This window comes from Moorena sp. SIO3E8, assembly GCF_010692445.1.
Lineage (GTDB): Bacteria > Cyanobacteriota > Cyanobacteriia > Cyanobacteriales > Coleofasciculaceae > Moorena > Moorena bouillonii.
On the sequence record NZ_JAAHHM010000011.1, the window covers coordinates 77,507 to 89,732 of the forward strand.

Consider the following 12,226-nt stretch of genomic DNA (forward strand, 5'->3'; position numbering starts at 1 on the left):
CTCAAAGTCCCCCTTATCAAGGGGGATTTAGGGGGATCCCTTTGTACCTCATGGCATAGCGATGCAGCGCGGTCTTGGGGGTTTCCCCCATGAGCGACTGCATCAAGACAGATAATTGCGATAATTTTTGTTACCTACTCCCTACTCCCTACTCCCTACTCCCTACTCCCTACTCCCTACTCCCTACTCCCTACTCCCTACTATGTTATCTGAACTCTCGGATCTAGAATGCCATAAAGGATATCAGCGACTAGATTGAAGACCACAATTAAAATAGCGTAGATAAAGGTAATGGCCATCACTACTGGTGTATCGTTTCGATAGATAGAATCAATCAGCAAGGCACCAATTCCAGGAACCCGAAACACTTGTTCAGTGATTAAAGCACCAGTAAATACAGTAGGAATATCTAGGGCGACTAAGGTAACAACAGGAATCAGAGCATTCCGTAAGATATGGCGATTGACCACTACAAATTGATGTAATCCCTTGGCGTAAGCAGTACGCACGTAGTCTTGATTTAGCTGTTCGAGTATGGATGAACGAATAAAACGCATCAATACTGCTGCTTGAAATAAGCCTAATACTACGATGGGCATGATAGACTGCTTGAATTGGATAACAAAACTATTCCAATCTGTTACCTTAAGGGTGCTGTCGTAGATAAAAGGTAGCCAATTTAGCTGGACACTAAACAAAATAATGAACAGCAAACCAGTGAAAAAGGTTGGTAGAGAAAATCCTAGAAAGGCTAGGGTGGTGACAATTTGATCAAAGATTGAGTAACGTTTTAGTGCCGAAATTATTCCTAAGGGAAACGCCAGCAATACAGCAAAAATATAAGCGGAACCTACTACCCATAAGGTAGTAGGTAAGCGCTGGAGCATTAGGGCACTAACAGGACTACGGCTAGTGAAGGAATATCCCATATCCCCTTGGATAAATGACCACGCCCATTTAATATACCGAATCGGGATGGGTTGGTCTAAACCAAGGGAGCGACGAATATTCTCCCGCACTTCCGGAGTAATCGAAGGATTAGTCGCAAATTCCCCCATCGGGTCTCCAGGTGCTAAAGCCAAGATACCGAATACTACGATACTGATCGCAATCAAGGTGGGAATAGAAACTAAAAGACGATTAATTAAGTATCGCGTCATTGAAATTGATGATAGCGGTTTTCAATTTGGTAGGGAACAGGGAATCGGGAATCGGGAATCGGGAATCGGGAATCGGGAATCGGGAATCGGGGAAAAATCTTGTCTACCTCATAACTCTGGAAAACGCTATAGTTAATTGAAACTTGAATCTTAAATCTTGAATCTTGTTAATTAACTAATAAGCAATGAGTACTAATATCATGTCAGAAGAATTACCATTAATAAAAATCTCCCCATCTCCCCATCTCCCCATCTCCCCATCTCCCCACACTCCCGTTAATTATGGTTATTCAAGCAGAGTTGATATAGCATTTGTATTTGAGATGTAAACTGAGACGATATTTTTTTATTTTCCTATAAAACTCTGGAGCTCTTGCCCCTGTTGCCTTTTGCCTCTTGCCTCTTGCCTTTTTCGGCAATCGATAACTTTACAACCCAGATACAAACGCTATATAACTATCACTTCCGCTTCCAATCCATAATATTCCAAGTATTGCGATCCCATGGTGTTAAGTCATAACCCTCCAGCTGATTGCTAAACCCAGCTGGGTCAGCCCGATGGACAATGGGCAAAACTACCACATCATCTTTAACCAGTAAGTCATTCATTTGGATAAAGATTTTCCGACGTTTTTCTGGGTCTAACTCCTTTGTAGACTGCTGCCAAAGCTGATCGTATTTCGGATTACAGTAGCGAGCGACATTTTGCCTAGACCATTGATTAGCTTTCTGGGAAATTTCATCACAGGTATAAGTTTTCAGATACGCACCAGGGTCGGGGCTATCATTCCCTGTGGTGTACATTTGTAGGTCAGCATAAAAGTGTTGGTTAGTATCGGTGTTGGCTGGATCACCAGAGAAATAAATACTGGCATCAATACTCTTGAGTTCTACCCCAACTCCAATCGAGGTTAGGGTCTGTTTGACAATTTCCTGGGTCTTCTGGCGCACGGGATTGACCGAAGTCTGAAACAACACGGTCATCTCCACCCCATCTTTATCCCGAATCCCGTTACCATTGGTATCTTTCCAGCCTGCTTCCTCCAACAAGGCTACCGCTTTTTTAGGGTTAAATTCATAGGTAGTATTGGGGGAATTATATTGCTCTGGTAACACTAAGAAATTCCCTGTAGCTTTGCCCGTTGGTCCATAAAGCTGTTGAGCAATGGTTTCCCGGTCTAGGGCTAGGTTAAAAGCCTGACGCACCCGCTTGTCTTTGAAGAACGAATGGGGGAATTTGACACTAGACCGTTCTCCAGAGGGGGCTTGTTGATTGGGGTCGGTTTGATTCATTAAAATCCGTTCTACCAACGCCCCAAAGATAGCCACGACTTTACCTTTACCCCCTGCTTCCAGTCGCTTCAACACAGGTGCTTCCACTTGCAAATTGTAGGCATAATCGCCATCGCCCGTTTGTAAGACTGCTCTAGCAGCAGAGGTAGCATCACCACCGCCTTTTAGTTCTACTCGCTCGAAATAGGGTTTATCCGCTTCTCGGAAATTAGGGTTAGGCTGATAAACTACCGTATCCCCTGGCTTAAATTCTACGACCTGATAGGGACCGGTTCCTACAGGCATCAAGTTGGCTGGCGCTTGTCGTGCATTAGCACCATTGAAATCTTGATATAAATGCCGTGGCAAAATAATGCCATCACTACCGGAAAAGACTAAAAACCAAGCTGGATTAACATCCTTGAAGTTGACTTTGACTGTGTAGTCGTCTATTGCTTCAACGGTTTTAATAGTTTTATAGGTATTAGCACTAGTCGAACCTACGGCTGGATTGGTGATGAATTCGTAAGTGAACACCACATCACCAGCGGTGAAAGGGGTGCCATCAGACCACTTTACATTGCGCTTTAGTTTCCAAGTCACTGACTTACCATCAGCCGCAATTCCACCATTCTCTACCGTAGGGACTTCTGCTGCCAAAAACAGAACCATCTCCCCATTTTTGTCATAACTAGTCAGGGGTTCGAGGGTAATCCGACTGGCTTCGGAATCCTTGTAACCATTGGAAAGATGGGGATTGAGGATAGTGGGTGCTTGCCAGTACAGGAGCTTCAAAGTACTGTCTTGATTGGACTGTAAAAGGCCACTATCAGGAGAATTACAGCCAGTTAAACACAAAATACTCAATAGAATCAGGATATAGTATCTAGTCAAAAATCGTCCCACCAACTTTTCTCGCTAACATACATTTGCTGCAATTGTTGCAATTTTGCCTCAAAACGTACACCTTTGACTAGACCAAGCAATTTTACCCACTCGGGATTTATAGTTGATTTGAGATACGGTGGTTACGGGGAATTTTTGGCTAAGTATTGTTAATATAAGTAATATTGCCTTGATGTTTTGTTACATCAGGTTTTTTGATGCGATCGCCCTGAGATAATTCTATGGTTTAAGGGCGATCGCATCTCATAGTTTACGCGATTGAACTATTAAACTATAAAATTAATCAATTGTCAAGTATGGGTTTAGTCAGACTGAAAGTACGAGAACTAGCACAGGAAAAGGGCTGGACACTTAAGGAAGTTTCTGACCGTTCCGGAGTGATTTACAGCACTGTAAGACACTATGCCCGCTGTCCTGGTCTAAAAACAATTGACTATACTTCTATGGATAAATTAGCCAGGACGTTTGATGTGATGGTTCAGGACTTAGTAGAAATTTTAGAAGAGTAAAGGAAACCAGCGCTAAAGTCTTAAATCTTTCTAAACGTAAGCTATCAGCTATCAGCTATCAGCTATCAGCTCATGCGCAATCGGTGCTTTTGAATAAAATAAGCTGTTCCCGTAGCGTGGCCAACGGCCAACGGCTGACCACTGACCGCTGACCACTGACCGCTGACCACTGACCGCTGACCACTGACCGCTGACCACTGACCGCTGACCACTGACCGCTGACCACTGACCGCTGACCACTGACCGCTGACCACTGACCGCTGACCACTGACCGCTGACCACTGACCGCTGACCACTGACCGCTGACCACTGACCGCTGACCACTGACCGCTGACCACTGACCGCTGACCACTGACCGCTGACCACTGACCGCTGACCACTGACCGCTGACCACTGACCGCTGACCGCTGACCGCTGACCACTGACGGCTGACCACTAACTGCTGAATGCGTAGCCATCTTAAGGAGCGGAATTGACGGGATTCTGTTCAAAGGCTCGAATTGTGCCAGCACGACAATCCCGCAGCCAAGTCTTAACCGCTTGACCAATAACACCATTAGTGCTTTCCCGTGGCGGTGTGGGAAGTTTGCCTTCTGAAACAGAACCAATACGGGAAAAAATCATCACTAAGCGCCAGCCATCAGAGCTTTTGGTCAAAAATAGCCAGTGATAATTCTGAAGCTCTACAGCTTTATCCTTGAAATACTTGCGCTCTAGGGTAGTTAGAAAGATTTGTTGAAGTGCTTCGCTATCCGTTGGGTTAGGTACAGTGGTCGATTGAAACGACTTAAGGGGCAGAGGTTCAAACTCTGGCTTTCCTGCCACGATTACATAACTGAAGTTGTCCACAGTGGAGTCTGAGCGCCGCGCCCTCTGAATCACTCGATTGGCATAGCTAGGTAAATCTTTAAGCAATAGGGAGGTTAACGTTTCCACCTCTACCGAACAGGTTTGACCGGGTGAAGGTTGAAGGTTGACAGGTTGAAGGTTGGCAGGTTGAAGGTTGACAGATTGAAGGTTGACAGGTTGAAGGTTGATAGGTTGAAAGTTGATAGGTTGAAAGTTGATAGGTTGGAGGTGGTTTGGTTGTTGGGCTTTGGCGTTCGAGTAGGGTAGGTTCAACAGTAGACCTCTTTCAAAAGTAGTTTTCTGATAGTGTTTTCGTGAATTCTTGTCCACTGTTCCCTGTTCCCTGTTCCCTGTTCCCAACTTCTGAAACAAGTGTAGTTGAAAGTTTTCCGGAAAACCTTTCAGGTTAAACTTGCTAAGGTTCAACCCATTAATCTGTAATCCCAAGTAAGCAATTAGAAGTAATCCCGTCAGCTGAAAGCTATACACCAGTAACAGCTAATTCCTCACAAATCCTATTCCAGGCAGCGACTGGGTCGTCAGCAGCGGTAATTGGTCGCCCTATGACTAGGTAATCTGCACCGGCTTGTAGAGCAGCTACTGGGGTCATTGTCCTTCGTTGATCACCTTGTTCGTACCATTGGGGGCGTACTCCTGGACAAACCAGGAGAAAATCATCACCACACACCTGTCTTAGCTGTGATACTTCCATGGGGGAGCACACTGCCCCATTCAAACCTGACTCTTGAGCGAGTAGTGCCATTTGTAAGACAAATTCAGGCAACTCGATCGGAATTTTCAGGTCAAAGGCCAAATCCCGGGAATTGAGACTGGTGAGTAGAGTAATACCAATTAACTTTGGGGGGGGACATCCCGCTGTCAAAGCTCCCTCAACTGCCGCTTCAGCCGCTCGTTTAAGAGCATTGCGACCAGCAACGGCATGAATGGTGATTAAGTCCACACCATAGGCGGCTGCAACCCTTGTTGCTCCAGCTACCGTATTGGGGATATCGTGAAATTTAAGATCCAGAAATATCCGCTTTTGCCGATGTTTGAGAGCATGAATAATCTCATGACCATTGCTCACAAACAGTTCCAGCCCTACTTTCCAAAAGCTAACCTCAGGCAACTGTTCCACTAATGCGATCGCATCTTCTTTGCTCGGCACATCCAAAGGAACAATAATCCGATCTTCAACTTTCAACCTCCTAACCTCCTAACCTCCTAACCTTCTAACCTACTAACCTACTAACCTACTAACCTTCTAACCTCCTAACCTCCTAACCTTCTAACCTTCATTGATACCTTCAACTAACTAAACGGGCAAACTTCTTTTTCCCCACCTGCAAAACCTTTCCCAGCAATTGATCAGGGGAATCAAAGGTCTGGTCAACCGCTGAAATGCGATCGCCATCCAACTTAACACCTCCCCCTTGAATCTGTCGCCTTCCTTCGCCACTACTTTGGCACAAACCCGACTCTTTAAGGATATAGAACAACTTAGCGGGAAACTCCACAGAAGACAATGAAAACTCTGGCACAGAATCCCCCGTACCAGTAGTGCTACCCTTTACTAAGTTTAGTGCTGCCTGCTGAGCTTCTTTTGCCGCTGCTTCACCGTGATATTGGGTCACAATAGTCAGAGCCAATTGCTTTTGCTGCTCCCGTGGCTGTGCTGGAAGCTGATCCAATGGCACATTAGTCAACAGCTCAAAATATTGCTTCAATAGATGATCTGGTGTCCCCTCCAGCTTCGAGTACATGGTCAGGGGATCATCTGACAAGCCAACATAATTCCCCAAAGACTTGGACATTTTCTGTATCCCATCCGTCCCAATCAAAATTGGCAGCAGTAAGCCGAACTGGGGAGATTGCCCAAAATGCCGTTGTAAATCCCGTCCCAAGGCAATATTAAACTTTTGGTCAGTTCCCCCTAACTCCACATCAGCCTTGACTGCCACAGAATCATAGCCCTGCATCAATGGGTAGAGAAACTCATGGAGGAAAATAGGATTTTGTTTTTGATAGCGTTCAGCAAACCCTTCCTTAGCCAGCATTTGCCCTACGGTCATAGTGGCTAACAACTCAATAATCTCAGACAAATCCAACTGGTTAAGCCACTCAGAGTTATAGCGAATTTCTAGCCGTCCTGGGGTATCAAAATCTAGAATAGGGCGCACCTGTGACAGATAAGTTTCAGCATTTTCCTTGACCTGAGCTGGTGTCAACTGGCGACGCACCTCAGACTTGCCAGTAGGGTCACCGATTCTAGCAGTAAAGTCACCAATAATTAAGACAGCGGTATGACCAGCATCTTGGAATGCCCGTAGCTTTCTGACTGGGATACTATGACCTACGTGGAGATCGGCACCGGTTGGGTCTATACCTAACTTGACCCGTAAGGGACGCTCAGCTTGCTTGAGCCGAATAGCTAGATTTTCACTCGGGTCCTGAGAATCCGGTTGTAGGGGAAAAATTTCACTGGTACCTCTGTCTAGCCAAGCTAGCTCATTAGAAAGGGGAATTTCAAAATTTGACATTGGTTGGGACTATGGTTGGGAATTCACTATGTTAGTACATATGGTTTAAATTTATTCTAAGGATCCGCAGCCAGACCGACACTTGCCATGGGCCATGTCTAAATGCCGCTAACTATTATACAAAACGCTGTTGAGAACCGTTACGAGATGCCGGTTAAGCCCACTCTTCTTGATGCAGTCGCTGGTAACATAGCGATTAAATGCCCCATTTAGCCTCTGTAGAGTTCAATCGGTGGATGCATCTACCACAGGGACTGCATCAAGACTGGAAATGACGGTCTTAGAATACAAAATGGAATTGGGTAGAATTAGCTTTAATTCAAAAATTATTTATCGCTACAGTAGTTGAAGCTGAAGTTGAAGCTTACTTATAGGGCTTGACACTTATCCATAACCTCCTGGCATTATTAAGAAATTCGATGCTCAAGACTTGTAAGTAATCCTGCTCTGCCCACCAATCCTTGGAATTGTCTTATAGAAAGATACTTAGAGAAAGTAAAAAAAACACACCTTGCACAGCCCCTAGCTTACATGTCTGTTCTTTAGTAAGGAAATGAAATCACCGTGTCATCTAGCACTATTCCACAACCACAAGATCGGAAAAATCGGAAAAAAAAGCCTTCACAAGTATTGCAGTTTGTGCAAGGGGTGGCTCAGGTAACTGGGGGGACTATCCTCGGGGTTACCATGTTAGCTAGCTCGATTGTAGCTGGTGGACTTGTGGGCTTAGCGACTAGCTTCCGTAACCTGCCAGATGTGCGGATGCTCCGGAACTACACACCGACAGAAACAACTTACATTTACGATGTCAAGGGTAGACCCCTAGTTAGCCTTCATGGGGAAGCGAATCGAGAAGTGGTTGAATTTGGCCAAATCAACCCTGAACTCAAGCGTGCTGTACTAGCTATAGAAGACAGTCGCTTCTTTATGCACTATGGGGTTAACCCCAATAGCGTCGGTCGTGCTTTCTTAGCTAACTGGAGGCAGGGGACAGTAGTAGAGGGGGGTTCTACGATCACCATGCAGTTGGTGAAAAACCTGTTTCTGACTCGGCAACGCACCTTTAGCCGCAAAATTACTGAAGCTGTACTCGCTATCCGAGTTGAGCAAATCTTCTCTAAAGACGAGATTATGGAATTGTACCTCAATCAAATTTATTGGGGTCACAATAACTATGGCATTGAAACAGCTGCCCGCAGCTACTTTGTTAAGCCAGCCTCTGAGCTATCCTTAGCCGAGTCAGCGATGTTGGCAGGGCTAATCCAGTCCCCAGAAGAATACAGTCCCTTCAGCAACTACTCTAAAGCTAAAGAGCGACAAGCCGTGGTCTTAAGGCGGATGCGGGATTTGGGATGGATTACAGCAGCCCAAGAAAAACAAGCTAAGGAACAGCCCCTGTTAATTGGCAAAAGTACTTCCTGGACAACCAGTAAATTGCCTTTCGTCACAGAAGCTGCTGTGGTGGAGTTAAAAGAGCGATTTGGTCAGGAGGCGGTCACCAAGGGCGGAATGCGAGTTCAGACCACGGTTGACTACGACTTCCAAAAGATGGCAGAAAAGACCGTTAATCGTGCTCATTACACCCTGCGTCGCCGTGGACTTTACGATAATCAGGTGGCATTAGCCGCCGTTGACCCCCGTACCCATTTTGTGAAAGCGATAGTTGGGGGGTACAGCTATGAAAAGAGCAAGTTCAACCGTGCTACTCAAGCTCGACGTCAGCCAGGGTCATCCTTTAAGCCATTTGTTTACTATACTGCCTTTTCCACAGGTAAATATTCTCCCCATTCCACTGTTTACGATACCCCCGTCCGCTATCGAGATGGTAGAGGCTATTACAGACCCAAAAACTATGGTGGTGGCTACTCTGGTGCCATGAGCATTCGCACCGCAATTGTTCAATCGAGCAATGTGCCAGCGGTGAAGATTGGCAGGAGAGTGGGACTGGATAAAGTCGTTGATGTGGTTAAGACCCTTGGGATTAAGAGTCCCATGCAACCAGTGCTATCGTTACCCCTAGGGTCAGTTGGGGTAACACCATTGGAAATGGCAGGAGCCTATGCTACCTTTGCCAATAATGGCTGGCACTCTGACACTACATTAATTGTCCGAGTGACCGATAGTAAAGGCAATGTGCTGCTAGATAATACCCCTAAGCCTAAGCTGGTGCTAGATCAATGGGCGGTTGCTTCCCTTAACCATACCCTAACCGGTGTCATTAACGGAGGTACCGGAAAATCTGCCCACATCGGGCGTCAGGCGGCAGGTAAAACGGGAACAACCTCTTCAGAGCGAGATGTATGGTTTGTGGGATATGTACCCCAGATGGCTACCGCAGTTTGGATTGGTCGAGACAACAACCGACCCCTTGGACGAGGGGTAACAGGTGGTGGCTATGCCGCACCGATCTGGCGGAGTTTTATGATTCAGGCTTTGCGGAGGGAGCCAGCGAGATACTTCCCTCGACCCTCAAAATTTAAGCGTCCTCGATCTAAATAAATTCTAGATAAATTACGGATATCAGCCGTCATGATTGGCGGCTCCCTACTGACGCACTATAGGCATTCAGCCGAAGACCCTCAGTTATCAGCTGTCTTGGGGGATGTCGATGTATCCCCACCTCCACCAAAGGCTAACCTACTACGATTGCTTCTCTACGTCTGACTTCATCCGCTCCAATGTCATGTTCATCTGGTCAAACATCTGCTGAGGGGTGATCCCAAACTGACCTAACTGAGTATTGAGCTGCTCTATGGTCATCTGAGCCATGAAGTCATCAGATAATTCGAAGCGCTTCATAAAAATGCGATAGCGCTCCATCATCTGTTCCATCTGATCGATGAAAATCTTTTTGCCTTCACGGTCAAACTTGCCATAGTCGTTGCCCAATTTAATCAGGTCTTGGTAATCTTCAAACAGCTGTTTTGCCTCTTTTTGGACAATTTCCGAATCAAAAAAACCCATTGCTCTTACCTGTCAACCGGTTTGGTTGTAATCAATCGCCGCTTCTAGTCACATTTTAATGTAGCGTTAAACCTGGACAAAATTCGGTTTTCCGTATTAGTCCGTTGTTCGCGTAGCGTGGCCAATAGGCCAAGGTTTAAGGTTAGACCGTTGAAGGTTAGTCCGTTGAAGGTTAGACCGTTGAAGGTTAAAGCCTTAACAACTCAAAGCCAGATGTATAACTGGCAAGCTGTAACCTGTAACCGGCAACTGGCAAGCTGTAACCTATAACCTGTAACCTGTGAACCTTGGCCAAAAGGCCACGCGATCGCTGAAAGCGGGACTTCGTCCATCGCGTTCAACCTTCAACCTGCCAACTTTCAACCTGCCAACTTTCAACTTTCAACCTGCCAACTTTCAACTTTCAACCTGCCAACCTTCAACCTGCCAACCTTCAACCTGCCAACCTTCAACCTTCAACCTTCAACCTATAACCTATAATCTGTAACCTCTAACTTCCCAGTCCGAGATAAGTAATTATTATAGGAACATAGGATTGACAGTTTTTGGATCTCCACCAAGCTATTCAACGCGGGTCAAAGCAAGTATGTTGAGCAAGCCAAAAAGCCGCAAAGTCGCTTCCCTACTGGCATTGAGTGGGGTAGTGATCCCCGTTTGTGGATTACACAAATTTTATCTCGGACAACCCTTTTGGGGAGTAATGTACTTACTCCTGTGTTGGACACCTATTCCTCGAATTGCCAGTGCTATAGAGGGGGTGTGGTATTTACTACAAAGTCAAGATCAGTTTGACCTCAATTTTAACCTCGGTATTGAGTCTACAGTATCTTCCTCAGAGAATTCCGAAGCTGGTATTGACCCAGCCAAGGTAGGGGAAATTGCCGATGCCCTAAGACAGCTAGACAGCCTACGTCAGGAGGGACTAGTGTCTGAGTATGAATTTGAACAAAAACGTCGTCAATTACTTGACCTAATTGCTTGAGTTTCATGGCAATTTTTGATTGGCTATCACCCAAGACTCGACAAACCCCGAATCAGCAATCAATTCAGCAGAGGCTAAAGCGTGACCCCTACTATCGGCTACAATCTACAGAAGAAATTGCTGTAGCTGCTAAATTGGGGCTCACCATTGATGTCAATCAAGCTGGTGTGGATGATTGGCTGAGATTGCCAGGGATATCTATCCATCAGGCGCGGACGCTTTTTGAACTGACCAGCAGTGGTGTGCAATTTTGCTGCTTAGAAGATTTGGCAGCTGCCCTAGGTTGGTCCGTACAACGTCTGACACCGTTGCAACCAATTTTGAGGTTTTGTTACTACGATCCTGAGAGTTTAGTTACCCCTGAGCTAGTCAACCCTAACACCGCATCTCTAGAACAGTTGACGAAAATTCCAGCAGTGGACTTGTTTTTAGCTAGAGCGATCCTGCAAAATCGCTTTGATGGTGGCCCATACCGTAATTTAGCTGACCTTCAACGACGCCTTGAGCTTAATCCTCAGCTGACATCTGAGTTAATGTACTATTTAATCTTTTGAAATTAATAGTTTGGTAAGCATTCAGCCGTCAGCTATCAGCTATCAGCTAATGCGCTACTGTTCGCGCAGCACCTCAAGTAGCGCAATCGGTGCTAAAGGTCTGTGGCCACGCTATGGGAACAGTTTATGCCCATAGCGTACGTTACTAATGGTGCTTTTGAATAAAAAAGCTGACGGCTGACGGCTGTTCGCGTAGCGTGGCCAAAGGCCTTTAGCTGAATGCTTACATAGTTTGAGCTTACTAGTTTGAGTCCTATCCAGTTGATTACTTATCATTCTTGGTTGAGAGTCAATTAAAACTAGAAACTAGAAACTAGAAACTAGAAACTGGAAACTTGTCAGTGGCGAAGTCAGAACTGACAACTGATAGCTGATAGCTGATAGCTGATAGCTGATAGCTGATAGCTGATAGCTGATAGCTGATAGCTGATAGCTGATAGCTGATAGCTGATAGCTGATAGCTGATAGCTGATAGCTGATAGCTGATAGC

16 protein-coding genes and 2 pseudogenes are annotated in these 12,226 nt (G+C 45.7%); 8 read left to right on the forward strand and 10 right to left on the reverse strand.

The genetic code is table 11. The features are described 5' to 3' along the window. The first annotated feature begins 89 nt into the window (after nt 1–89). Complete coding sequence (locus F6K46_RS07320) at nt 90–227, forward strand: hypothetical protein (protein WP_293063703.1); 138 nt, start codon at nt 90–92, stop codon at nt 225–227. Here F6K46_RS07320 and F6K46_RS07325 read toward each other — a convergent pair. Continuing rightward, on the reverse strand, nt 201–1,160 hold the full coding sequence (locus F6K46_RS07325) for an ABC transporter permease (protein ID WP_366510795.1): 960 nt from the start codon (nt 1,158–1,160) through the stop codon (nt 201–203). The genes F6K46_RS07320 and F6K46_RS07325 overlap by 27 nt on opposite strands. Between F6K46_RS07325 and F6K46_RS07330 the strand changes: the two genes are divergently transcribed. Beyond that, nucleotides 1,117–1,296, forward strand: a complete 180-nt coding sequence (locus F6K46_RS07330; RefSeq protein ID WP_293063707.1) for a hypothetical protein — start codon at nt 1,117–1,119, stop codon at nt 1,294–1,296. The two genes, F6K46_RS07325 and F6K46_RS07330, sit on opposite strands and share 44 nt — an antisense overlap. Before the next feature lie 323 nt (nt 1,297–1,619). Here the strand turns inward: F6K46_RS07330 and F6K46_RS07335 are convergent, their stop codons facing one another. Next, on the reverse strand, nt 1,620–3,326 hold the full coding sequence (locus F6K46_RS07335) for a peptide ABC transporter substrate-binding protein (RefSeq protein ID WP_293116895.1): 1,707 nt from the start codon (nt 3,324–3,326) through the stop codon (nt 1,620–1,622). A 308-nt stretch (nt 3,327–3,634) separates the two neighbouring features. Here F6K46_RS07335 and F6K46_RS07340 point away from each other — a divergent pair, with 308 nt between their 5' ends. Further along, complete coding sequence (locus tag F6K46_RS07340) at nt 3,635–3,847, forward strand: helix-turn-helix transcriptional regulator (RefSeq protein WP_008185208.1); 213 nt, start codon at nt 3,635–3,637, stop codon at nt 3,845–3,847. A 65-nt stretch (nt 3,848–3,912) separates the two neighbouring features. On the opposite strand, the gene F6K46_RS40045 is transcribed toward F6K46_RS07340, so the two are convergent. The 6 genes and pseudogenes from F6K46_RS40045 to tyrS all read right to left on the reverse strand — a co-directional run bounded on the left by F6K46_RS40045 (nt 3,913) and on the right by tyrS (nt 7,236). Continuing rightward, complete coding sequence (locus F6K46_RS40045) at nt 3,913–4,143, reverse strand: hypothetical protein (protein WP_366664687.1); 231 nt, start codon at nt 4,141–4,143, stop codon at nt 3,913–3,915. After that, nucleotides 4,041–4,283, reverse strand: a pseudogene (locus F6K46_RS40050) (hypothetical protein); the annotation flags it as partial. The gene F6K46_RS40045 and the pseudogene F6K46_RS40050, both read right to left, overlap by 103 nt. Then, nucleotides 4,192–4,404 (reverse strand): annotated as a pseudogene (locus F6K46_RS40055) (hypothetical protein); the annotation flags it as partial. The pseudogenes F6K46_RS40050 and F6K46_RS40055, both read right to left, overlap by 92 nt. Beyond that, nucleotides 4,307–5,185, reverse strand: a complete 879-nt coding sequence (locus F6K46_RS07350; RefSeq protein ID WP_293116901.1) for a hypothetical protein — start codon at nt 5,183–5,185, stop codon at nt 4,307–4,309. The gene F6K46_RS07350 and the pseudogene F6K46_RS40055, both read right to left, overlap by 98 nt. Next, a complete protein-coding gene (gene pyrF / locus F6K46_RS07355) occupies nt 5,178–5,900 on the reverse strand; it encodes an orotidine-5'-phosphate decarboxylase (protein WP_293063715.1) in 723 nt (240 codons plus the stop codon). The genes F6K46_RS07350 and pyrF overlap by 8 nt, the downstream gene beginning before the upstream one ends. A gap of 103 nt (nt 5,901–6,003) precedes the next feature. Further along, nucleotides 6,004–7,236 (reverse strand): tyrosine--tRNA ligase, encoded by a 1,233-nt coding sequence (tyrS, locus tag F6K46_RS07360; RefSeq protein WP_293063717.1) that lies wholly within the window; start codon nt 7,234–7,236, stop codon nt 6,004–6,006. A 687-nt stretch (nt 7,237–7,923) separates the two neighbouring features. Here tyrS and F6K46_RS07365 point away from each other — a divergent pair. Further along, nucleotides 7,924–9,735: a penicillin-binding protein 1A gene (locus F6K46_RS07365; RefSeq protein WP_330359507.1), complete on the forward strand. Its 1,812-nt coding sequence runs from the start codon at nt 7,924–7,926 to the stop codon at nt 9,733–9,735. Between the two features lie 141 nt (nt 9,736–9,876). Here the strand turns inward: F6K46_RS07365 and F6K46_RS07370 are convergent, their stop codons facing one another. Further along, the gene (locus F6K46_RS07370; protein ID WP_070394592.1) at nt 9,877–10,200 is read right to left on the reverse strand and encodes a DUF1825 family protein; all 324 of its coding nucleotides are present in this window, start codon (nt 10,198–10,200) and stop codon (nt 9,877–9,879) included. Nucleotides 10,201–10,317: 117 nt separating this feature from the next. On the opposite strand from F6K46_RS07370, the gene F6K46_RS07375 reads away from it, so the two are divergent. From F6K46_RS07375 to F6K46_RS07390, 4 genes are read left to right on the forward strand one after another with little or no spacing between them, the layout of a single operon-like run. Continuing rightward, nucleotides 10,318–10,470 (forward strand): hypothetical protein, encoded by a 153-nt coding sequence (locus F6K46_RS07375; protein ID WP_293063719.1) that lies wholly within the window; start codon nt 10,318–10,320, stop codon nt 10,468–10,470. Between the two features lie 10 nt (nt 10,471–10,480). Beyond that, nucleotides 10,481–10,687, forward strand: coding sequence for a restriction endonuclease (locus tag F6K46_RS07380; RefSeq protein WP_229415442.1), 207 nt, complete (start codon nt 10,481–10,483; stop codon nt 10,685–10,687). Nucleotides 10,688–10,735: 48 nt separating this feature from the next. Continuing rightward, nucleotides 10,736–11,182, forward strand: a complete 447-nt coding sequence (locus F6K46_RS07385) for an NINE protein (RefSeq protein ID WP_330359458.1) — start codon at nt 10,736–10,738, stop codon at nt 11,180–11,182. Nucleotides 11,183–11,187: 5 nt separating this feature from the next. Next, complete coding sequence (locus tag F6K46_RS07390; RefSeq protein ID WP_075902943.1) at nt 11,188–11,736, forward strand: ComEA family DNA-binding protein; 549 nt, start codon at nt 11,188–11,190, stop codon at nt 11,734–11,736. Nucleotides 11,737–11,847: 111 nt separating this feature from the next. On the opposite strand, the gene F6K46_RS07395 is transcribed toward F6K46_RS07390, so the two are convergent. Next, entirely contained in the window at nt 11,848–12,012 is a 165-nt protein-coding gene (locus F6K46_RS07395; protein WP_293063722.1) for a hypothetical protein, read from the reverse strand. Nucleotides 12,013–12,226: the final 214 nt, after the last annotated feature.

Bases quoted from the DNA above. Each gene is read 5' to 3' on its own strand.
- F6K46_RS07370 (WP_070394592.1), bottom strand. From the start codon at position 10,200: ATGGGTTTTTTTGATTCGGAAATTGTCCAAAAAGAGGCAAAACAGCTG.
- F6K46_RS07325 (WP_366510795.1), bottom strand. From the start codon at position 1,160: ATGACGCGATACTTAATTAATCGTCTTTTAGTTTCTATTCCCACCTTG.
- tyrS (WP_293063717.1), bottom strand. From the start codon at position 7,236: ATGTCAAATTTTGAAATTCCCCTTTCTAATGAGCTAGCTTGGCTAGAC.
- F6K46_RS07320 (WP_293063703.1), top strand. From the start codon at position 90: ATGAGCGACTGCATCAAGACAGATAATTGCGATAATTTTTGTTACCTA.
- F6K46_RS07365 (WP_330359507.1), top strand. From the start codon at position 7,924: ATGTTAGCTAGCTCGATTGTAGCTGGTGGACTTGTGGGCTTAGCGACT.
- F6K46_RS07390 (WP_075902943.1), top strand. From the start codon at position 11,188: ATGGCAATTTTTGATTGGCTATCACCCAAGACTCGACAAACCCCGAAT.
- F6K46_RS07395 (WP_293063722.1), bottom strand. From the start codon at position 12,012: ATGATAAGTAATCAACTGGATAGGACTCAAACTAGTAAGCTCAAACTA.
- F6K46_RS07340 (WP_008185208.1), top strand. From the start codon at position 3,635: ATGGGTTTAGTCAGACTGAAAGTACGAGAACTAGCACAGGAAAAGGGC.